This window comes from Stenotrophomonas maltophilia group sp. msm1, assembly GCF_032025805.1.
In the GTDB taxonomy this organism is placed as follows: Bacteria; Pseudomonadota; Gammaproteobacteria; order Xanthomonadales; family Xanthomonadaceae; genus Stenotrophomonas; species Stenotrophomonas hibiscicola.
In genome coordinates, this window is record NZ_JAVSKH010000002.1 from 1,148,702 (window position 1) to 1,169,373 (window position 20,672).

The window sequence follows — 20,672 nt, forward strand, 5'->3', positions numbered from 1 at the left end:
GAAAGGTGTCTGGACTGGGGCCGATGAAGCTAGCACGCGGGCCGCGCCGGCCGTTTCGCGAATAATTCATGGCTGCCATAAGCTCCGCCGCAGTCGATGCAGGGATTGTTCGCTTGCTGTGGATTGTGAATCCATCTCCACAGGCTGGAGCGCAGAATCGGCCGGGGCTAGCCTGCTTTCAGGCTCAAGGAGGTGGACCATGCATGTGCTCATGGTGATGCTGGGTGGCGTGCTCCTGCTAGGGGTGTTCCTGCTGTTTGGCCGCCTCTGGAGCGTGGGCACCTCGCAGCTGCCCACGGCGCTGATCGCCTTCATTGCCACCTGGCTGCTGGTGGCCGTGGCCAACATGTGGGTGGGGGTCAGCAGGGCCGGTTACGCACTAGGCGAGGAGCTGCCGATCCTGCTGCTGGTGTTCGCCGTGCCGGCGCTGCTGGCCAGTTTCCTGTACTGGCGCCTGGCGCGCTGAAGGAGTTGCATGAGTACCCGACTGCGCCTGCCCGCGCTGCGCCACCGCGATGGCCATCATGCCCGCGTGACCTACGAAGAACTGTTCTTCGACCTGGTCTACGTGTTCGCGGTCACCCAGCTCAGCCACCATCTGCTGCATCACCTGGACCTGGCCGGCGTGCTGCAGACCCTGGTGCTGTGGTTCGCGGTCTGGCTCGGCTGGCAATACGCGTGCTGGGTCAGCAACTGGTTCGACCCGGAGGCGCCGCGCATCCGGGGCCTGATGTTCGGCACCATGCTGCTGGCGTTGTTGATGTCCTCGTCCATTCCCGAGGCATTCGCCGATCGTGCGTGGATCTTCGCCGGGGCGTACGCCACGATGCAGGTCGGACGCACCGCGTTCGTGTTGCTGGAGGTCGGCCGCAAGCATCCGTTGGCGCCGAACTTCCGCCGCATGCTGGCCTGGGTCAGCGTGTCGGCCTGCTTCTGGCTGGCCGGCGCGGCGGCCGAGGGCCACCTGCGGCTGGCACTGTGGGCGGTGGCGGTGGCCTGCGAATACATCTCGCCGATGTTTGGCTTCGCGTTCCCGGGCATGGGTCGTTCGCACACTCGCGACTGGACCATTGAGGGGGGTCACCTGGCCGAACGCTGCCAGCTGTTCGTCATCGTCGCACTGGGTGAGACGTTGCTGGCCACCGGGGGTGTGCTCAGCGACGTCGAGCACTGGGACCTTGAAGTGGTATCGGCGGTGCTGGCCACCTTCGCCGGCACGATTGCGATGTGGTGGCTGTACTTTGGCATCTCCAGCCACGATGCCACAGAGGCCATCACCCACGCGGAAGACCCCGGACGGATGGGGGCCAACTTCCATTATGTGCATGCATTGCTGATCGCCGGCATCATCGCCACCGCGGTGGGCAACGACCTGGTGATGGATCACCCGGAAGCGGCGGTGACGCCGGTATATGCAGCGGTGCTGGCCGCCGGGCCGTTGATCTACCTGCTTGGCAGCGCCCTCTACAAGCGCGTTGTGTACGGGCGCGCCCCGTATTCGCATCTGTTCGGTGCCATGGCGCTGGTCGTGTTGGGCGTGGTCTTGCCGCACAGCCATCTGCTGGCCGCCGGTTGGCTGACCAGTGCGGTGCTGCTGGCCGTGGGGTTGATGGATACGCGGTTGAAGCGTCGCCTGCAGCGGGCGTGATCCGTTGCGTCAGCAAAGCGCTCCAGCCGCCATCGAGCGCAAGCGCTGAGCAGTCGATTGACACTCGACTTCAACACCGCTGCACAAGAAATGCTGGCAGGCTAGGCGAGCGCGGCGGCCATCGCTGCAAGCTTGCCCACCGTGTTCATGTTGCGGGCAGTGCCTTGCTGGGCATAGGGCATCCGCAGGCGCGAGCCGGCCATGCCGTCTCCGTAATGGATGAAGATCTCGCGCGTGCCGAGTGCGAGCTGTTCGTCGCGCAGGCCGGTCACGCCGTCGAGCGGATCGGCGGGCGGGCTGCCGTCGAGGAACAGGGCGACCACACGGTTGCCGGCCGCCTGCGGAAATGGATTGCGCGCCACCACGCCGGCGATCTCGTTGGCCGAGCGCACCAGCACGCCCACCGGCTTGCCAGCATAGACCTTGAGCCGCTCGCCGAGGGCCTGGCGCACGCCCGCCTCGTCGAGCGAGCTGCGGAACACCACGTTGCCGCTGGCGATGTAGGTGCGGACATCGGCGAAGCCTGCGTCCTCGCACATCGCCACCAGTTCGCGCATCGGCAGCTTGCCGGTGCCGCCGACGTTGACCGCGCGCAGCAAGGCGACGTAGGCGTTCATGGCGTCCCCGCCTGCAGGCGGTCGTACATGCGTACCAGGTCAACCAGGGTGCGCGCGCCCATCTTGCGCATCACCTGCGCACGACGCACCTTGACCGTGATCTCGCTGACCCCGAGGTCAGCGGCGATCTGCTTGTTGAGGCGGCCGCGCACCACGCCATCGACCACCTCGCGCTCGCCCGCGCTCAATGAATCCCAGCGCTGCTGCAGGGCGCCCAGCACGTCGCCGTCGCGGCGGCGCTGGCGGTCGATCTCGATGCCCCTGTGGATGGCATCGAGCAGCTCCTGGTCACGGAAGGGCTTGGTCAGGAATTCGATGGCGCCATCCTTGATTGCGTTGACACCCATGGTGATGTCGCCGTGGCCGGTGATGAACACCACCGGCAGCCGCAACCCAAGGTTGCCCATCGTGCGGTGGAATTCCAGGCCGCTCTGGCCGGGCATGCGCACGTCCAGCACCAGGCAGGCCGGTGCGTCTACCAGGTCGTGTTCAAGGAACGCCTGGGTGGATGCAAAGGCGTGCACCCGCAAGCCCATCGATGCCAGCAGGTCTTCCAGCGCCGCGCGCACCGACGGATCGTCGTCGACCACATACACGATGGGTGCCGGATCGACGGCAGGGGTAGCGGGCCTACGCATGTTGGGCATCCGTGACGATGGGCAGGTCGAACACGAAGCAGGCACCGCCGCCTGCCGGCCGTTCGGCGCGGATCTGGCCGTCGTTGGCTTCGATCATCGAACGGCTCAGGCTGAGGCCCAGGCCCAGCCCGTGTGACTTGGTGGTCCAGAACGCATCGAAGACGCGTTCGGGATGGTCGGCGGGCAGGCCGACGCCACGGTCGCGTACGCTGAGGCTGACACGCTGGCCGTCGCGCCGGGTCAGCAGCGACAGACGCCGGTCGCCTGCGGGTATGGCTTCCATTGCATCCACTGCATTGAGGATCAGGTTGCCGATCACCTGCTGCACCTGCACGCGGTCGGCGTGTACCTGTGGCAGGTCGGGGTCCAGCAGCAGGGCTACGGCCACGCCATGCCGGTTCAGTTCGCTGCGCGACAGCGCCAGCATTTCCTCCACCGCCTGGTTCAGGTCGAAGGCGCGTCGTTCCGGTGCCGCGCCCTGGGTCAGACCGCGGATGCGGGCGATCACGTCACCGGCGCGGTGCGCGTCGGCGAGGATGCGGGCCACGGTCTGCCGGGCCTTGTCCACGTTCGGCGGGTCCTGCGCCAGCCAGCGCTGGCAGGCTTCGGCGCTGCTGGCGATTGCGGCCAGTGGCTGGTTGACTTCATGGGCGATGGAGGTGGTGAGCTCGCCTACGGTGGACGCGCGTGCCACCCGCAGCAGGCGGCCCTGCGCTTCCTGCACGGCGGCCTTGGCCGCTTCCATGTTCAGGGCGAGGTAGGTGGTGATGCCGATCACCAGCATGCCGATCACCGAGTTGACCAGGCCGATGCGGTAGGTGCCGAAGCGGGTCAGGAAGAAGCTCAACCCGGTCAGCGCGATGCAGGCGATGGCCAGGGTGATCAGCCCGCGCGCGCCCAGCACGCGCGACGCCGCAAGGATGACCGCTGCATAGAAGCAGGCCGCGGCAACCGCATAATCGGTGACGGTGTCGATCAGGAAGATCGCCGCCATCACGACGATCAGGGCCAGCAGCACCAGCGGGCGGCGGGGCGACAGCGATGGCATCGGGGAGCTCCCTGGTGTGGGGGAAAAGGATAGCAAAGCCATCACCGTTGGATGCCGACCTTGGTCGGCGTGCTCTCGTGCGGTGGGTGCCGACTCCTGGCAGGTGCCGACCGTTGGTCGGCACAGCAATTGAATGGCGGGGGCGATGAGGGTTTGTGCCGACCAACGGTCGGCACCCACCAAAGCGATGCACGGTGCGTCCGGGGATCATGGGGTTGCCGGCCGGCGGGCCCACTACTCCTCCAGGCTGGCGTTCCAGAAGCCCTGCAGTACGCCGGGCGTGGTCGCCAGCGTGGCCAGCACGGCATCGAGCTCACCGGCATCCACCGTGGTGGCATACAGCACCGCTTCGATCTCCACGTCACGCTCGCCGAATGGCCGCTGGTCCACCGCGCGCACCGGGTACTGCGCCTGCTCAAGCAGCAGCAACAACCGGTCCAGTACCTCGGCCTGCTGCTCGCGCTGGCAGACCACGTTGATCGCATAGGTCGCCTCGCTGAACGCTTCCGGCAGCGGCTGCCGCTGGATGCGGTTCACCACCGGCCGCAGCAGGGTGTTGGCGGCCAGCACGAACACTGCCGCCAGCACCGCTTCGGGCAGCAGCTTGATACCGGCACACGCACCCACCGCCGCCGAGCCCCACAGGGTGGCGGCGGTGTTCAGGCCGGACACCTGGGCGCCGTCCTTCATGATCGCGCCGGCGCCGAGGAAGCCGACGCCGGAGATCACATAGGCCACCACATGCAGCGGCGAGGGTGAACCACCGTACAGGTCATGGAAGCGCACCGCCAGATCGACGAACACTGCCGCGCCCACCGCCACCAGCGTGTTGGTGCGCAGGCCTGCGGTGCGCTGGCGCAGCTGCCGCTCCAGGCCGATGACCGTGCCCAGCACGAACGCCACCGACAGGCTGATCAGCGAGCTCAAGGTCGCGCCGGCGTTGAAGGCCGGCAGGTTGGGATTGATGTCCATTGTGTTTCTCCCTGGACAAGCGGCGGGCGTTTACTGCCAGCCGTACCGGCGGATGTAGAACTTCTTCAGCGCGGTGGTCAGCACCGCATAGCCGAACAGGATCGCCACCAGGAACGGCCAGTAGCCGGCCGGCAGCGCCTGCAGCTTGAAGTAGCCGGCCAGCGGGCTCATCGGCAGGGCCACGCCAATGGCCATGATCAGGCCGGTCATCAGCAGCAGTGGCGGCGCGGCGATGCTCTGCAGGAACGGCACCTTCGGCGTACGGATCATGTGCACGATCAGGGTCTGGGTCAGCAGGCCGACCACGAACCAGCCGGACTGGAACAGGCTCTGGTCGCCGGCGGTGCGCGCATCGAACACGTACCACATCAGCGCGAAGCAGGTCAGGTCGAAGATCGAGCTGATCGGCCCGAAGAACACCATGAAGCGGCCGATGTCCGCCGGGTTCCACTTCAGCGGCTTGCGTACCAGTTCCTCATCCACGTTGTCGAAAGGAATGGCGATCTGCGAGATGTCGTACAGCAGATTCTGCACCAGCAGCTGCAGCGGCAGCATCGGCAGGAACGGCAGGAAGGCCGAGGCCACCAGCACCGAGAACACGTTGCCGAAGTTGGAACTGGCGGTCATGCGGATGTACTTCAGCATGTTGTTGAACGTGCGCCGGCCCTGGATGACACCTTCCTCCAGCACCATCAGGTTCTTTTCCAGCAGGATGATGTCGGCCGCCTCCTTGGCGATGTCCACCGCACTGTCCACGCTGATGCCGATGTCGGCCGCGCGCAGCGCCGGTGCATCGTTGATGCCGTCGCCGAGGAAGCCGACTACCTTGCCCTGTGCGCGCAGCTCGCGCACCAGGCGCTCCTTGTGCAGCGGCGTCAGCCGGGCGAACACGCGGTGGTGGTGCAGTGCCCGCGACAATGCGCCATCATCCATGCGCTCGATCTGAGGGCCGGTCAGGATGGTGTCGGCGTCCAGCCCCACCTGCGCGCAGACGCGGGCGGTCACCAGTTCGTTGTCGCCGGTGAACACCTTGACCTCCACGCCATGCGCGGCCAGCGCCTGCAGCGCCTGCGCTGCCGATTCCTTCGGCGGGTCCAGGAAGGCGACGTAGCCGACCAGGGTCAGGCCACATTCGTCGGCCTGCGAATAGGTGGTCTGGCTTGCGGCGGTCTCCTTCATCGCCACCGCCACCACGCGCAGGCCCTGTTCGTTCAGTTCCTCGGTGGTCTGCCGCACGCGGGCCAGGCGGTGCTCGTCCAGTGGCATGTCCTGGCCGTTCTCGCGCACGGTGCTGCACACCGCCAGCATTTCTTCCACCGCGCCCTTGCAGATCAGCTCATGGTGGTCCTCGCGCTCGGAGACCACCACCGACATGCGGCGGCGCTCGAAGTCGAACGGGATCTCATCCACCTTGTGGTAGTCCTGCGACAGCCGCAGTGAACTCTGCAGCTCCACGTGTTCCAGTACTGCACGGTCGAGCAGGTTGATCAGGCCGGTCTGGAAGTGGCTGTTGAGGTAAGCGAACTTCAGTACGTCTTCCGAATCGTGGCCGAACACATCAGTGTGGCGCTCCAGCGCGATCCTGTCCTGGGTGAGGGTGCCGGTCTTGTCGGTGCAAAGCACTTCCATCGCGCCGAAGTTCTGGATGGCATCCAGGCGCTTGACGATCACCTTGCGCCGCGACAGCAGCACCGCACCCTTGGCCAGGGTGGAGGTGACGATCATCGGCAGCATTTCCGGCGTCAAGCCCACCGCCACCGACAGCGCGAACAGGAACGCCTCGGTCCAGTCGCCCTTGGTCCAGCCGTTGATCAGCAGCACGAACGGCACCATCACCAGCGCGAAGCGGATCAGCAGCCAGCTGACACTGTTGACGCCGGCCTGGAACGCGGTGGGCGCATGGTCGGTGGCGGTGCTGCGCTGGGCCAGCGTGCCGAAGTAGGTGCGGTTGCCGGTGGCCAGCACCACGGCAGCGGCGGTGCCGGACACCACGTTGGTGCCCATGAACAGTAAGTTGTGCTGTTCCAGCAGGCCAGCCAGGCCATCGCCGGGGGATGCGAACTTTTCCACCGGCAGCGATTCGCCGGTCATCGCTGCCTGAGCGACGAACAGGTCCTTGGCGGTCAGCACGCGGCAATCGGCTGGAATCATGTCGCCGGCCGACAGCACGATGTGGTCACCGGGCACCAGTTCGCGGATCGGCAGGTCCAGCAGGCGCGCCGGGCGCGGCTGTGCAGGTGCGCGCCGAAGTACTGGTCGGCCACATCCGCAGCCTCGGTGCCCGGATTGCGGCGCAGCACGCGTGCGGTATTGCCGACCAATGCCTTCAGTCGCTCGGCGGCGCGGTTCGAGCGACCTTCCTGCACGAAGCGGATCAGCGTCGACAACAGCACCATCGCGCCAATCACGATCGTCGCCTTGATGTCCTCGGTCAGCCAGGACACCGCCGCCAGCACGGTCAGCAGCAGGTTGAACGGATTGCGGTAGCACTGCCACAGATGGCGCCACCACGGCAGCGGCTTTTCGTGATCCACCTCGTTGGGGCCGAGCGTGGCCAGTCGCTCCTCGGCCTCATGCGGGCTGAGGCCATCGGCATGCGATTCCAAGGTGGCCAGCAGCTGGGTTTCATCCTGCTGGGCAAGGGTAACCAGGCCGATGGTAAGCGCGAACGGCGCCGCTTCGGCGCTGCCCGGGCCAAACCCGGCTTCGGGCATCGCGCGGCGGCGGAACAGGTTGCCTGCGCGACGGCTGCGCAGGAAGGCGTTGAACCAGGCATTGAGCAGGCTCATGGGACGCTCCTCGAATGTCAGAGCCGGCCGCAGCCGGAACACGAACGGAATGGGTGAGGCAGATCAGGCGTGGCGCATCGCCAGCACTGCCGGCGACCACGGCTGCATGTGCAGGCGCTGGCTGCCGCCGACGCACAGCGGCTTCATTGCATCGCGCAGGGGATAGGGCAGGTGGCGCAGCACGGTGATGCGCTCGCTGATCGGCAGCAGCGACAGCGCGTCGGCCACCACGCGTGGCGAACCGAGTGACAGCGAACGGGCGAACATGACCGGGCCGTGCTGCAGCAGCTGGCTGCGCAGGGCGGCAACATCGCGCTCGCCAATCAGGCGGCGCAGGGTGATGTAGAGGATCTTGTAGGACATGGGGCGATCTCCAGGCAGGCGGCGCCTGGCGATCCCCCGTCACTCAGGCAGGCAGGGACCGGCGGGCAGGCGCCAGGAACAGGCAACAAGCGGTCATCCGGGGCGCGGTGCGCCCGGCAGGGTCGGGGTCCATCTGCGTCTCCATGAGGGAGGGTGCCGGGCAGGATTGCCCTGGCCAGTGGCGCTATTGTCCGCCCCTGAATGGGACGGGCCTAGAGGCTCGTGGGTTAGCCCGGCTATACCTTGGTATAGCCGGCATGCGCAGCGTCAGTCGAGGGCTCAATGATGGATCAATGCGAAGCGCTGGTCTGCTTGCACACGTCGTACTCGCCGCGGCTCAGCGTCTTGTTGCGGTCGGTGTCGCAGGCGTGCAGTCGTTCGGCCCAGTCCGGTGCCACGGCATCCACCTCGGCCAGCGTGACGATGCCGTCCTTGTCCTTGTCCAGCGATTCGTAGGCAGGGATGAGCCTTACTTCTGTCACGTCCTCGGCGGCGGTGGCCTTGCTGGCCTCCTGGGGATTGGAACAGGCGCCCAGCAGCAGGCCCGCAGATAGCGAGAGAGCGATGGGAAGGCAGCGATAACCGGTCATGGCGTGCTCCTGGGGAAAGGGCGAACCACCGGTGCGGTGGTCACCGCCGGATCTTCTGCGCGGAGCTGTAAGCGGGCTGCGAAGAATGGGGCCGTGGCCCGTTGCCGGTGGGTGGCCATTCACCTGGCCGCGCAGCAGCGATTGCGCGGAGTCGACGCTACCCTCGAACGGTGGGATGCCGGCCAGCGGCCGGCACTACCATCTGCTCAGAAACGGTCGGCAAAGGCGTCCGTCGCCCGCACCAGCGCATCCACCGTGGCCGGCTCGTTCGCGCTGTGGCCGGAGGTCACCATCTCCAGCCGGGCTTCCGGCCAGGCCTTGGCCAGGTCCCACGCGCTGCGCGGCGGGCAGATGATGTCGTAGCGCCCCTGCACGATCACGCCGGGCAGGTGGCGGATGCGATCGATATCGCGCAGCAGCTGGTCGGGTTCCAGGAAGATGCCGTTGCGGAAGTAGTGCGCCTCGATGCGGGCCTTGGCCAAAGTATCCAGCGGATCATCGGTGGATTGAGCGTCGACGTCGTGCTGCAGGGTTGCCGCATTGTCTTCCCAGCCCAGCCAGGCCTGTGCGGCCTCGATGCGGGTCGCTTCATCCGGGCCGTCCATGCGGGTCCAGTAGGCCGCGATCATGTCGCCTCGCTCGGCTTCCGGGATGTAGGCCTCGTAGCGGTCCCAGCGCTCCGGGAAGATCCAGCGCGCACCCCCATCGGCCTCGGCGAACCAGCGGTTCTCCGTTTCGCGGCCGAGGAATACGCCGCGCACGATCAGGCCGGTGGCGCGCTCGGGATGCGCCTGCGCATAGGCCAGTGACAGGGTCGACCCCCAGGAGCCTCCATAGACCAGCCAACGCTCGATGCCCAGGTGCTCGCGCACCTTTTCGATGTCCGCCACCAAGTCCTGCGTGGTGTTCTCGCGCAGCTCGCCGAACGGCGTCGAGCGTCCGCTGCCACGCTGGTCGATCAGCACGATGCGGTAGCGCGCCGGGTCGAAGAAGCGGCGATGGCTGGGTGAAATGCCGGCGCCTGGGCCGCCGTGCAGGTACACCACCGGAATGCCCTCCGGCGTGCCGCACTCTTCGATGTGCAGCGTGTGCAGATCGCTCACCTTCAGGGTGAACTCGCGGTAGGGCTCGATGGCGGGGTACAGGGTGCGCATGGCAGGTGTCTCACAAGCTGGGGCGGCCAGCATAGCGCCGCCACCTGCGGGCTGCAGCGACGGGCTCCTGCGCGGCGCTGGAAATGGGCTGGCCGATGCGCATAAGCTTCCGCGATGCAAGCGACCACGACCGGGACGTCAACCTTCAACTTCACCCTCTGCAGCGGCGCGCGCGAGCTGCTGAAGTGGATCGCACTGCTGGCCATGACCGGTGATCACGTGGCCAAGGTGGTCTTTGGCGGCTACGTACCGGTGGTCAGCGAACTGGGGCGCATTGCCTTCCCGCTGTTCGCGCTGGTGATGGCCTGCAACCTGGCCCAGCCCGGGGCCGACCTGCGCAAATCGATACGCCGGCTCGTGCTTTGGGGGCTGATCGCCCAGCCAGTGCACGCATTCGCGTTTGGTTCCTGGCTGCCGCTCAACATCCTGCTCACCTTCACCTTGGCGGCGGTGGCCGTGCATGCGCTTGCGAACCATCGGCCCGTTCTGCTGTTGCTGGCTGCCGGCGTGCTGCCGATGTTCGTGGATTACCAGTGGGCGGGTGTCGGCTGCGTGCTGCTGGGATGGATCGCGTTCCGGCATCGCGCGTGGTGGCTGTTGCTGGTCGGGCTCGCAGCGGTGTGCTGGGCCAATCACAACGGCTGGGCATTGCTGGCCGTACCGTTGGTGCTGCTGGCCGCGCGGGTGACATGGCCACTGCCGCGCTGGCGGTGGGTGTTCTATGGGTACTACGTTGGGCATCTGGCGGTGCTGGCATTGGTTGCCCATCTGCTTGCGTAATGTCGGAACTGGCATGTGGCATGTCCTGAATGCCGGATGCGGTCAAGGAATGCGCGGTGCCGATGCGGGTGAAGCATGCCGCCATCGGCATGCTGCAAGTTATTGAATTTTCGGCGCGATTGTCGATATGCGACAATGCTGCCACTGCGTGAACGTTGCTGTCTTTGCACTTGGGTTGTTGGCGCCTGCCACCCCGCTGTGCACATGATGGATTGCCACCGAAAAAGGGTGGCCGGGTGTGGAAACCCGTTTAGCTATGCGTTGTTTACGCTTGCCAGCCGGCGTCGCCTTGCGCGGCGCCGGCTGGCATTCCGTTCGCGTTCTATGGCGGGCGGTACGTGGGGTGCGCGCAAGCGAACCCACCGGGTAATGACGCTTAGCTACCGGTTTCCACACACGTACCGTCCGCCGCCTTTGTTAAGGGCGGTGGTCCCGCATGCCTTGCACAGAGACCTGCCATGAACGCATCGGAGTTCCCCCATCAGCGCGCCCCGGCCAATGCCGATGAGGGGCACGACATCCCGCCCGATCCCAACAACCTGACGGCCCTGCTGCACAGCATCGGGCTGGGCGCGGCTTCTGACGGCCAGCCTTGGCCCGAGCGCCACCAGCTGCCGGGCCGATGCATGGCATTGGCCGATGCCGATGGTGCGTTGGCCGGCCTGCGCATCGTCAACGAGATCCTGCTGGCCGCCGAGCGCGCCCGCCAGAACGGTGGCCCGGAACACTACGTGGGCGACCGCGTGATGGAAGGGCTGAAGCTGGCCGCGCTGGCGCTGACGAACCACGCCATTTTTCGTCTGCACCCCGAGTAGACCTACGACGAGCGTGGATGCTGTTGGTGTAGAGCCGAGCCTGCGCTCGGCTCATCGGGCAAAACGCAGCCGAGCGTGGGCTCGGCTCTACAGGATATTCGCATCCTGCCTGGATGCCGTTGGCGGATGGCCCCGCGTTCTGTAGAGCCGAGCCTATGCTCGGCTCACCGGACGAAACGGAGCCGAGCATGGGCTCGGCTCTACAAGGGGTCCATGCCAGCTCAGAAATCCATCGTCGCCGACAACAACACCGTCCTCGGTGCACCCAGCGCCAGGCTCGACAACAACGGCATGCCCCAATACGCCTTGTTGGTCACGTTGTTGACGGTGGCGCGCAGCGCCAGCGGCCTGCCAGCCAGTGTGGTGCTGTAGCGCGCGCCGACATCGAACAACGTCCGCCCAGGCACCGACAGGCGGTTGTCGGCACTGATGTACTGCTTCGACATCGCCGTGGCATTGCCGGTGAGGGTCAGGCCTTCCAGCGCGGGCACATCCCATTCCACACCGAGTTTGGCCTGCCGCTGCGCAATTGCCGTGGTCATGCGGCCTTCATTCACGCCGCCAGCCGTCCGGGTCAGCTTCGGCTGTACATAGGCCATGCCACCGAGCAGGCGCACGCCGTCCATCGGTGCACCGAAGAAGCCCCATTCCACACCCCGGTTACGTTGCTCGCCGCCAAACGAGAAGATATTCGTGACCGGGTCGGTGTAGCTGCTCGGTCGCTTGATTTCATACACGCTGAAGGTGTGCGCGAAGGTGCCCAGGTCCAGCTTCAGGCCCAGCTCCTTCTGCTTGGTGCGGAACGGTGCGAACACATCGCCGGCATTGGCGGCGGTCATCGGCGCGGTGGCGCCCTGGCTGAGGCCTTCGATGTAGTTGGTGTAGAGGGAGATCGTGTCGGTGGCCTTCAGCAGCAGCGCCGCAGCCGGGGTGGTGGCGCTCTCGTCGTAGCGTGAGGTGCGTGCGCCCGTGGCCACGCTGAAGGTCTCGCTGACTACCTGCTGGCGGCGCACGCCCAGCGTCAGCTGCACGCGGTCATCGGCGAAGGCCAGCGTGTCGGCGACGCCGAGGCTGTCCAGCCGCAGTTCGGTATGCGAGATGTGCGGTGCCACGAACGGCGCGGCCGGGCCCCATACCGGGTTGTACAGATTGGTGGTCCAGTCCCAGCCGGGTACGCTGCGGCGGCCGTAGTCGTTCTGGGTGTGCTGGTAGTGGGTCACGTTGGCGGCCCACCGGTGGCCAACGCTGCCGGTACGGAAACTGCCGCGCAGGCCGGCATCACCGGATTGTTTTTTGAGGTCGAACGCCAGCTGGCCCATCACCGTGGTGAAGTCACCGGCCGGGTTGAGGATCTGCGCGCTGATCGAACCGTTGTAGCGGTAATCGGTCTTGCTGGTGCCGTAGGCCAGGTAGGCCATCAGGGTGTCGTTGATATCCAGTTCGCCGCGCAGCATCGCGCCCTTGTCCTGGCTGTCCACGTAGGCCCAGTCCGGGTTGATCAGCGTATCGCCACGCGGCGGCCGCGGAGTGGCGACGCCGGGCGCCAGGCCGACGCCACGTGCGGGGCCATCAACACGGTCATCGGCGCTGTACAGATCGCCCGACAGCCGCGCACGCTCGCCGCGCCAGTCCAGTGCCAGCGAACCGAGCTGCACCTTCTTGCGCTGCTTGCCGACCGCGCCATCGCCATCACGGTACGCGCCGTTGAAGCGGATGCCGAACTGTTTGTCGGCGCCGAGGCGACGGCCCATGTCCACATGGGTGCCGAACTGCGCATCGGAGGCGAAGTTGGCGCTGACCCGCAGCAGCGGTTGCTCGCTTGCGCGCTTGGGGACCAGGTTGACGCTGCCACCGACCGAACCACCCGGCGGCATGCCGTTGAGCAGCGCGGAGGGGCCCTTCAGCACTTCGATGCGCTCGAACATTTCCGGCGAGGTGCGGTAGTAGGGCGCCATGCCGCTGAGGCCATTGAAGGTGGTGTCGCTGGTGTTGGAGGCAAAGCCTCGGATCGCGTAGTTCTCGCTCCACGCACCGGTGACGCCGTTGCTGAACACCGTAGGGTCGGTGGCGGCGATGACGTCGGTCAGGTCCTTGGCCTGGCGGTCGCGGATGAAAGATTCGGTGTAGCTGATCGTGCTGAACGGCGTGTCCATGAAGTCCTTGTCGCCGAGCAGGCCGATACGGCCGCCGGCGGCCACCTGACCGCCGGCATAGTCGCCGGTGACGCGGCGCTGTTCCTGCACCTGCACCGAGGGCAGGGTGGACGGCGCGGTTTCGGCCAGCGCGGCGCACGATGCCATCAGGCCAAGCGCGAGCGCCGATGCGCGGTAGCGCCGCGCCAGGCCGTGTGGGAGTGGCTGGCTGCAGAACGCGGCGGCAGCTCGGATTTGTGGAGAGGAGAAGGGGTACACGGTCATGCCAGGGTCCTGTGAATCGCGAGGGCGAGCGCGCCTCGCGCGCGGCCATCGGCACGCACGGGAAGAGGGGCGCAGCGCAGGGTTGTTGGCTGGGTGGGGACCTGGCGGAAAGTGAGCCACGGGGCTCGATCCGGGCGGCGCCATGAGTGCGAACCAGACGCATTCCGAATTAGTTGAGTAAATTAAACTAAATAGACCGAAGCGGACAAGAGGGTCCCTTTGCTGGCACCCTCGGCAGGGTATGAACACGCACCGTATGAGCCCGCACCCCGATCCAACGGCGCCGACCCGTGGCCGCCCGCCCACCATCACCCCAGAGCGCCTGGCCGACATCGGCATCCGTCTGGGCCTGCCCAACCTGACCATGGCCAACGTGGCCGCCGAACTGGCGGTGACCCAGGCGGCGCTGTACAAGCGCGTGGCCAACCTGGAGGCGTTGAAGCGGCTGGTGGCCGAAGCCGTGTTCCAGCGCTGGCAGATCCCCCGCGCCTCGGCCGATGCGGCGGGTGGCCTGCAGGGCTACCTGACGGTGTTCGTGGAGTCACTGTGCGAGGTGGTGAAGGCGCATCCCGGGCTGCCCCCGTACCTGCTGCGGCGCACGGTGGCGACCGCGCCGATGCTGGAAAAGATCGCCTCGCACCAGGCACACGTGGCTGATGTGTTCGGCCTGCCGGTGGACAAGGCGCGCTGGCTCCTGGCCACGATCGCGTTCTACTGCATCGCCGGCGCCGACACCATCTACGCGATTGCGGATGACGAGGAGGGACAGGTGATCATCGAGTTCAAGCAGGGCATGCGGGCGCTGGTGATCGGGTCGTTGCAGTTGTTGGATGCGGACGACGGGGACGGATTGCCGTGACCCCATCCACGCATGGCGTGGCTCTACAATGCGGCCATGCCTGCCACGCCCACTCTCGATGACCTTCGCCGCTACGCGGTGGCGCGCACCCTGTTCAAGCCGACCACGCTGCTGACCGCGATACGACGGTTGGGCTTCGTGCAGGCCGACCCGATCAGGGCACCGGCGCGCGCGCAGGACCTGACCCTGCGCCACCGGGTGAAGGACTATCGCGCAGGCGATCTTGAGCGCCGGTATACCCGCCTGCCGGTGGAAGAGGATTGCCTGGTGAACTACGGCTTCCTGCCGCGCGAGCATCTGGCACTGATGCACCCGCGCGTGTCCAAGCGCGAATGGGACGCCGAGACCCAACGCCGCGCCGCCGACGTGCTGGCCTTCGTGCGCGAGCGCGGCAGCGTGCACCCGCGTGAGGTGGACCAGGCGTTCGCGCATGGGCGGGTCACCAATTACTGGGGCGGCACCAGCAACGCAAGCACGCATCTGCTTGACGGCATGCACTACCGTGGCCTGCTGCGGGTGCAGCGGCGCGATAGTGGCACCCGCATCTATGCAGTGGCCGAGCACGCCGAGCCGGACGCCAGCGAACAAGCGCAGGTCGAGCGCGCCGCCGCCCTGATCGACCTGGTGGTGCGCAAGTACGCGCCGCTGCCGTCGGCCAGCCTGACCTATCTGGTGCGCCTGCTGGGCTATGGTGCACCGCATCTGGCCGAGCAGACCCGCAAGGCATTGGCGCTGGCCAAGCAGCAGCTGGCCAGCTGCACGCTGGAGGGCACCACCTGGTACTGGCCGGCGGACGAGAATCCGCGTTCGCGCCGCTATGCACCGGACGAACAGGTGCGCCTGCTGGCGCCGTTCGACCCGGTGGTGTGGGACCGCCGTCGCTTCGAGCTGCTGTGGGGATGGGTGTACAAGTTCGAGGCCTACACGCCTGCACCGAAGCGCCAGTATGGCTACTACGCACTGCCGGTGTTGTGGCACGACCAGGTGGTGGGCTGGGCCAATCTCAGCGTGCGCGAGGGTGAGTTGGTGTCGAACGTGGGTTATGCCGGCAAGTCGCTGGCCCGCGACAAGGTGTTTGGTGGTGCGCTGGACGACGAGCTGCAGCGCATGGCGGAGTTCCTGTAGCGTCAAGCGGCGCATGGGTACCTATCTGGTGCTGGCCGCGTTGATGTGTTGGTCTGTGATCGGGCTGGGCTTCGGCTGCTTCCCGGCACACAGTGCTGCACAGCTGGACCCTATCCAGGCATTGACGGCGGAATAGGGCCGCCCGCTATGCACCTGTAGAGCCGAGCCCGCGCTCGGCTGCACTCCGTTCAGGTCGCGCCGTACCGAGCGCTGCGCGCAGCAAGCCGAGCATGGGCTCGGCTCTACAGCTACTCAGCGCACCTTGCCTTTGATCGGCACGCTTCCCGGCAGCTGAGAATAGCCGCTGTCACCCCAGTGGCGGGTGATGCGCTGGAAGAACAAGGAATTGGGCACGCGCAGCAGGCAACCGCGCGCGCCTTCGCCACGATCACTCAGCGTGGTGTAGATCAGGTTGATGTCAACCACCTGACCGCACAAGCCCGGCTTGTCCACGCTTTCCAGCACTTCGATGGTGTCATTGATGCGGAACGGGCGCGTGGCGACGATCAGGAACGAACAGAACAGGTTGGACAACACGCTCCATGCGGCGAAGAACGCCACCGCACCGACGGCCATGAATCCGGTCAGCGCGGTCCACAGCACCGAGCGCGAAACGCCCAGCCGCTCCAGTATCAGCAGCGCGGCCGCCAGATACAGTAGCAAGGCACCGCCGCGGCGCAGGCCCACATGAAGCTCTGGCGCCAGCCTGCCGCGCTGCCGGGCCTGCACCAGCAGCCACGCCAGCGCACGCACCATCAGCCATGCGACGCCGAGGATGGCCAGCACCTCGGCCACCGGCACAACCACGGTCAGCCAATCCTGGATCCAGGCGGGCAATCCGGCCATGGGGGGTCACAGTGTTGCGGCGCCGCCGGAGATCGTCAGCAGTGCACCGGAGGTGTAGCTGGCGCTGTCCGAAGCCAGCATCACATAGGCTGAGGCCAGCTCGGCCGGCTGTCCGGGGCGGCCGAACGGCGTGTGCGCGCCGAACTGTTCGACCTCTTCGGCGGCCATGCCAGCGGGAATGAACGGCGTCCAGATCGGGCCGGGCAGCACGGCATTGACGCGGATCTGATGTTCGGCCAGCAGGCCGGCCAGCCCCAGCGTCAGGTTGGCGACGGCACCCTTGGTTGCAGAATAGGGAAGGATGTTCGGCGTCGGCCGCTTGGAGTTGACCGACGCCGTGTTGATGATCGCGCCGCCACCGCGAAGATGTGGCACGCACAGCCGGGTCAGATTGAACACGGCATGCACGTTGGTATCGAACGTCCGCTTCCAGTCATCTAGGGTGATGTCGTCGAAATGCTCGTAGTAGCGTTGGTAGGCCGCGTTGTTGACCAGGATGTCGAGGCCGTCAAGCTCGCTGGCCACGCGGTCGACCAGCGAGCGCGCCTGCGCCGGGTCGCTGATGTCACAGGGCACCAGCACGGCCTTGCGCCCGGCCTGTTCGATCTGCTGCTGCACATGGCGGGCGTCGTCCTGCTCTCCATCGAGGAATGCGATGGCAACGTCGGCGCCTTCGCGCGCGAACGCGATCGCCACCGCCGCGCCGATGCCGCTGTCACCGCCGGTGATCAGTGCCTTCTTGCCCTGCAGCAGTCCATGCCCGCGGTAGCTGTCCTCGCCGTGGTCCGGCCGGGGCTGCATCTGCGCGGTCTTGCCGGGGAAGGATTGCTGTTGGGCGGGGAAGGGCGGGCGTGGGTAGTCGGGCAGGGCCATCGTCACTCTCCGGAAGGAAACCGGGGCCAGTCTCCCTCCATGGCGGTAAACGGCCGGAGGGCGCGGTGTCGTTGCGGCGTGGATGTGTGCGCGCAGGACTTCACAGCGGATGGGCGATGGTGGTCATGATGCTGTTGGCCGGTTGACGCGAATCCAGTCGCGTGTGCTGCACGATGATCGGCTGGTCGGATTCGACGAGGGTAGCGAAGCCGGTGCCGCGCGGTACCGGCGCCGGATCCTGCAGGTCATTGAAGCGCAGGTGACAAGTGCGTCGTGCCGGCACGGTGACCCGGTAGGGGCCCACGGGATCTCGGTCTTCGAAGTAGAGGGTCAGGGTGACATGCGCGTCCTCGTTGCCGGCATTGAGGACACAGCAGGTTTCGTGACTCTGCATCTCCGGTGACGGGCCGTTGCTCCAGGCTGGAATGTAGCCTTCGGCGATAGCCCAGCGTCGATGCCCGATGCAGGAAGCGTTCCTTTCCATGACGCCGTTTTAGCCCGGCGGGTGTTGCCATCGTGTCCAGTCCCCGCACGGAATCCGTGATGACCATCGGCTACCACGCATCGCATGAGCAGTTCCCGCCCGCCACTTTGCTGGGCCTGGCACTGCGCGCCGAACAGGCGGGATTCGAGGCTTTGATGTGCTCGGACCACTTCCACCCGTGGACGACCGCGCAAGGGCAGTCCGGCCACAGCTGGGTATGGGCCGGCGCGCTGGCGGTGCAGAGCGCATTGACCCTGGGCATGGTGACCTGCCCGATGCTGCGCCAGCACCCGGCATTGGTGGCACAGGCAGCGGCGACGCTGGAGCAGTTGGCGCCGGGCCGGATCTGGCTGGCGCTGGGTACCGGCGAGGCCCTGAACGAGCGCATCACCGGCCAGCCGTGGCCAGCCAAGCGCGAGCGGCAGAAGGCACTGCGCGATGCGGCCGAGGTGATGCGGCGGCTGTGGGGCGGCGAGCAGGTCGACCACGACGGTGGCTTCCGGGTGCGCCAGGCACGGCTCTACAGTCGCCCGGCGCTTCCCCTGCCGCTGCCGGGGGCGGCCGTCACCGAGGAAACCGCACGCTGGATGGGGGGCTGGGCCGATGGCCTGATCACCATCAGCCAGCCACTGGCGCAGTTGCGGCGTGTGGTGGCGGCGTTCGAGGACGGCGGTGGCAGGGGCAAGCCGATGTACCTGCAGGCCAAGCTGTCCTACGCGCGCGCCGAGCAGGCGGCGCTGGAAGGCGCGATGGAGCAGTGGAGCGCCAACGTGCTGCCGCCGGAACTGGCCGAAGGGCTGGACCAGCCCGAACAGTTCGAAGCACAGGCCCGATCGGTCAGCGCCGAGGTGCTGCGCCAGCACGTGCATGTCTCGGCAGACCTGGGCCAGCATCGGGCCTGGCTGCAGGAGCTGCAGGGACTGGGCTTCGATCGCATCTACCTGCACAACGTGAACCGCGAGCAGGAACGCTTCATCGATGATTTCGCCGAGCACGTACTGCCTGCGCTGCGCACTCAGGCACCCTCGGCGGCCAGCCACGTATAGCCATGGCCCTGCAGGTGACAGCGGCGATCCTGCAGCTTGGCGCCGCGGCCAACCAGCGTGTTCAACGGACCGCGCAGGGGCACGTCCACCTCGACCGGCTCGTCGCCGAAGTTGATCAGTGCCAGCGCCTGATGGGGTGCCTCACCGTAGCGGAGCATCAGCAGCGCGGGAGATGGCGGGTCGAGCGTGTGAGGACCCTGCTGCAGCACGGGATGTGCATTGCGCTGCTGCAGCAGATCGCGCACCCGCAGCAGCAGTGAACCTGGCGTCGCGCGTTGCGCCTCGACGTTCACCGTGCGGTAACCGTACGGGCCGTCTGCCGGTGGTGCGCGCCAGGCATGCCGCGGTTGATCGGTAAACCCCGCCGCTGGTCCACCGTGCCAGTGCATCGGCATGCGCACGGCATTGCGCTCTGGCAGCTCCAGGCAGTCACCGAGGCCGATCTCTTCGCCATAGCGGATCACCGGTACCTGGCCCAGCGACAGCAATGCCGCCCAAGCCATACCCTGCCATGCGATGTCGCCCTCCAGCATCGGCGCCAGCCGGCGACGGATGCCACGGTCATAGATGCGCATGCCACGCTCAGGGGCGAAGCGCTCCATCACCGCTTCGCGCTCCTCCGGCTCCAGCTGCTCCAGGTCAAGCTCATCGTTGTTGCGCAGCCAGGCGATGCGGGTGTGCGGCGGCGCCTGCGGTCCGTATTCGGCCATGACCCGGGCCACTTCGCTGGCGTCGCCGCGCGCCAGGGCCAGGAAGAAATGATTGTTGAGGTGGAAATCCAGCAGGTGCGAAAGCCGCCGGCCCTGGCAGAGGAAGTCACCGTAGCGCGACGCGGGGACGTCCGCTTCGCCGATCAGCGGCAGGCCTGGCTGCTGCGCGTCTGCCGTGGCGCGCATTTCCTCCAGCAGCCACAGCCCGTCGTCGCGGGGGTCGGCGTGTCTCGCGCGCTCGACCATGTACGGAGCGGCGTCCACGCGGAAGCCGGCCACGCCGCGCTGCATCCAGAACGTCATCACCCGCAGCAGTTCCTCGCGTACCGGCGCATGGGCCAGCTCCAGGTCTGGCTCGTGCCGGTAGAACATGTGCCGGTTGAACGCGCCGGCCTCGGCGTCCCATGTCCAGGCAGACGCCTCGATCGGCGGGAACATCGGCTGCAGGCCGTCGTCGGGCACGTGGTCGCTCCACAGGTACCAGTGGCGCCATGCCGGGTCGCCCCGCTGCGCGGCGACGAACCACGGGTGCGCTCTTGCAGTGTGCTGCATCACCAGCTCGACGATGATGCCGATACCGCGTGCGGCGGCAGCATCGACCAGGCGCTGGAACGCCGCCTCGTCACCCAGGCGTGGATCGATGCGGTAGTGATCGGTGACATCGTAGCCACCGTCACGGCCGGCGTTGCAGTAGAACGGCAGCAGCCACAGGTGGCTGATGCCGAGCCATTGCAGGTAGTCCAGCTTTTCGGTGATGCCATCCAGAGTGCCCCAGCCGCGCCCATTGCTGTCGCGGAAGAGGTAGGGGTCGACCTGGTAGATCGCGCGCAGCGGACGCACCGCCATTGGGCCGCTCCAGCACCGTTCAAGGGTGACCAGCCTGCTGCGCGACATGGCA

General features: G+C 66.8%; 20 protein-coding genes and 1 pseudogene. 7 read left to right on the forward strand and 14 right to left on the reverse strand.

Annotated features, from left to right (window positions below; genetic code table 11):
• The first annotated feature begins 199 nt into the window (after window positions 1-199).
• Complete coding sequence (locus ROV95_RS12930; protein ID WP_312544736.1) at window positions 200-466, forward strand: hypothetical protein; 267 nt, start codon at window positions 200-202, stop codon at window positions 464-466.
• A 9-nt stretch (window positions 467-475) separates the two neighbouring features.
• A complete protein-coding gene (locus ROV95_RS12935) occupies window positions 476-1,648 on the forward strand; it encodes a low temperature requirement protein A (protein WP_312544737.1) in 1,173 nt (390 codons plus the stop codon).
• Between the two features lie 101 nt (window positions 1,649-1,749).
• Here the strand turns inward: ROV95_RS12935 and ROV95_RS12940 are convergent, their stop codons facing one another.
• The 9 genes and pseudogenes from ROV95_RS12940 to pip form a co-directional block, all read right to left on the reverse strand.
• Window positions 1,750-2,265 (reverse strand): DUF1697 domain-containing protein, encoded by a 516-nt coding sequence (locus ROV95_RS12940; protein WP_134729121.1) that lies wholly within the window; start codon window positions 2,263-2,265, stop codon window positions 1,750-1,752.
• Window positions 2,262-2,903 carry a response regulator gene (locus ROV95_RS12945; RefSeq protein WP_312544738.1) on the reverse strand — a complete coding sequence of 214 codons (642 nt, stop codon included), beginning with the start codon at window positions 2,901-2,903 and terminating at the stop codon, window positions 2,262-2,264. Before ROV95_RS12945 ends, ROV95_RS12940 begins: the two co-directional genes overlap by 4 nt.
• The gene (locus ROV95_RS12950) at window positions 2,896-3,951 is read right to left on the reverse strand and encodes an ATP-binding protein (RefSeq protein ID WP_019659806.1); all 1,056 of its coding nucleotides are present in this window, start codon (window positions 3,949-3,951) and stop codon (window positions 2,896-2,898) included. The genes ROV95_RS12945 and ROV95_RS12950 overlap by 8 nt, the downstream gene beginning before the upstream one ends.
• 234 nt (window positions 3,952-4,185) lie before the next feature.
• A complete protein-coding gene (locus tag ROV95_RS12955) occupies window positions 4,186-4,923 on the reverse strand; it encodes an MgtC/SapB family protein (RefSeq protein WP_312544739.1) in 738 nt (245 codons plus the stop codon).
• Window positions 4,924-4,953: 30 nt separating this feature from the next.
• Window positions 4,954-7,434, reverse strand: coding sequence for a magnesium-translocating P-type ATPase (gene mgtA / locus ROV95_RS12960; protein WP_312544741.1), 2,481 nt, complete (start codon window positions 7,432-7,434; stop codon window positions 4,954-4,956).
• A pseudogene (locus ROV95_RS12965) lies at window positions 7,422-7,712 on the reverse strand (cation-transporting P-type ATPase); the annotation flags it as partial. The pseudogene ROV95_RS12965 and the gene mgtA, both read right to left, overlap by 13 nt.
• A 63-nt stretch (window positions 7,713-7,775) precedes the next feature.
• Complete coding sequence (locus ROV95_RS12970) at window positions 7,776-8,075, reverse strand: hypothetical protein (protein ID WP_155029611.1); 300 nt, start codon at window positions 8,073-8,075, stop codon at window positions 7,776-7,778.
• A 290-nt stretch (window positions 8,076-8,365) separates the two neighbouring features.
• Complete coding sequence (locus ROV95_RS12975; RefSeq protein ID WP_019337231.1) at window positions 8,366-8,665, reverse strand: hypothetical protein; 300 nt, start codon at window positions 8,663-8,665, stop codon at window positions 8,366-8,368.
• Window positions 8,666-8,871: 206 nt separating this feature from the next.
• Window positions 8,872-9,819: a prolyl aminopeptidase gene (gene pip / locus ROV95_RS12980; RefSeq protein ID WP_312544743.1), complete on the reverse strand. Its 948-nt coding sequence runs from the start codon at window positions 9,817-9,819 to the stop codon at window positions 8,872-8,874.
• Between the two features lie 114 nt (window positions 9,820-9,933).
• Here pip and ROV95_RS12985 point away from each other — a divergent pair, with 114 nt between their 5' ends.
• On the forward strand, window positions 9,934-10,599 hold the full coding sequence (locus ROV95_RS12985; protein WP_233652787.1) for a TraX family protein: 666 nt from the start codon (window positions 9,934-9,936) through the stop codon (window positions 10,597-10,599).
• Between the two features lie 458 nt (window positions 10,600-11,057).
• Complete coding sequence (locus ROV95_RS12990) at window positions 11,058-11,414, forward strand: hypothetical protein (protein WP_312544745.1); 357 nt, start codon at window positions 11,058-11,060, stop codon at window positions 11,412-11,414.
• Between the two features lie 221 nt (window positions 11,415-11,635).
• On the opposite strand, the gene ROV95_RS12995 is transcribed toward ROV95_RS12990, so the two are convergent.
• The gene (locus ROV95_RS12995; RefSeq protein ID WP_312544746.1) at window positions 11,636-13,831 is read right to left on the reverse strand and encodes a TonB-dependent siderophore receptor; all 2,196 of its coding nucleotides are present in this window, start codon (window positions 13,829-13,831) and stop codon (window positions 11,636-11,638) included.
• Window positions 13,832-14,087: 256 nt separating this feature from the next.
• Between ROV95_RS12995 and ROV95_RS13000 the strand changes: the two genes are divergently transcribed.
• Both ROV95_RS13000 and ROV95_RS13005 read left to right on the forward strand, forming a co-directional pair.
• Window positions 14,088-14,690 carry a TetR/AcrR family transcriptional regulator gene (locus tag ROV95_RS13000; RefSeq protein WP_312544748.1) on the forward strand — a complete coding sequence of 201 codons (603 nt, stop codon included), beginning with the start codon at window positions 14,088-14,090 and terminating at the stop codon, window positions 14,688-14,690.
• Window positions 14,691-14,702: 12 nt separating this feature from the next.
• On the forward strand, window positions 14,703-15,815 hold the full coding sequence (locus ROV95_RS13005; protein WP_239502409.1) for a crosslink repair DNA glycosylase YcaQ family protein: 1,113 nt from the start codon (window positions 14,703-14,705) through the stop codon (window positions 15,813-15,815).
• A 252-nt stretch (window positions 15,816-16,067) separates the two neighbouring features.
• Here the strand turns inward: ROV95_RS13005 and ROV95_RS13010 are convergent, their stop codons facing one another.
• The 3 genes from ROV95_RS13010 to ROV95_RS13020 form a co-directional block, all read right to left on the reverse strand.
• A complete protein-coding gene (locus tag ROV95_RS13010; RefSeq protein WP_180876819.1) occupies window positions 16,068-16,661 on the reverse strand; it encodes a mechanosensitive ion channel domain-containing protein in 594 nt (197 codons plus the stop codon).
• 6 nt (window positions 16,662-16,667) lie between these two features.
• Window positions 16,668-17,534 (reverse strand): glucose 1-dehydrogenase, encoded by an 867-nt coding sequence (locus ROV95_RS13015; RefSeq protein ID WP_312544752.1) that lies wholly within the window; start codon window positions 17,532-17,534, stop codon window positions 16,668-16,670.
• Window positions 17,535-17,634: 100 nt separating this feature from the next.
• Window positions 17,635-18,018: a sensory rhodopsin transducer gene (locus ROV95_RS13020; protein WP_312544753.1), complete on the reverse strand. Its 384-nt coding sequence runs from the start codon at window positions 18,016-18,018 to the stop codon at window positions 17,635-17,637.
• A gap of 59 nt (window positions 18,019-18,077) precedes the next feature.
• Here ROV95_RS13020 and ROV95_RS13025 point away from each other — a divergent pair, with 59 nt between their 5' ends.
• Complete coding sequence (locus ROV95_RS13025; RefSeq protein WP_312544754.1) at window positions 18,078-19,064, forward strand: TIGR03885 family FMN-dependent LLM class oxidoreductase; 987 nt, start codon at window positions 18,078-18,080, stop codon at window positions 19,062-19,064.
• Here the strand turns inward: ROV95_RS13025 and ROV95_RS13030 are convergent.
• Window positions 19,034-20,620, reverse strand: a complete 1,587-nt coding sequence (locus ROV95_RS13030; protein WP_312544755.1) for an alpha-amylase family protein — start codon at window positions 20,618-20,620, stop codon at window positions 19,034-19,036. The genes ROV95_RS13025 and ROV95_RS13030 overlap by 31 nt on opposite strands.
• Window positions 20,621-20,672 lie beyond the last annotated feature (52 nt).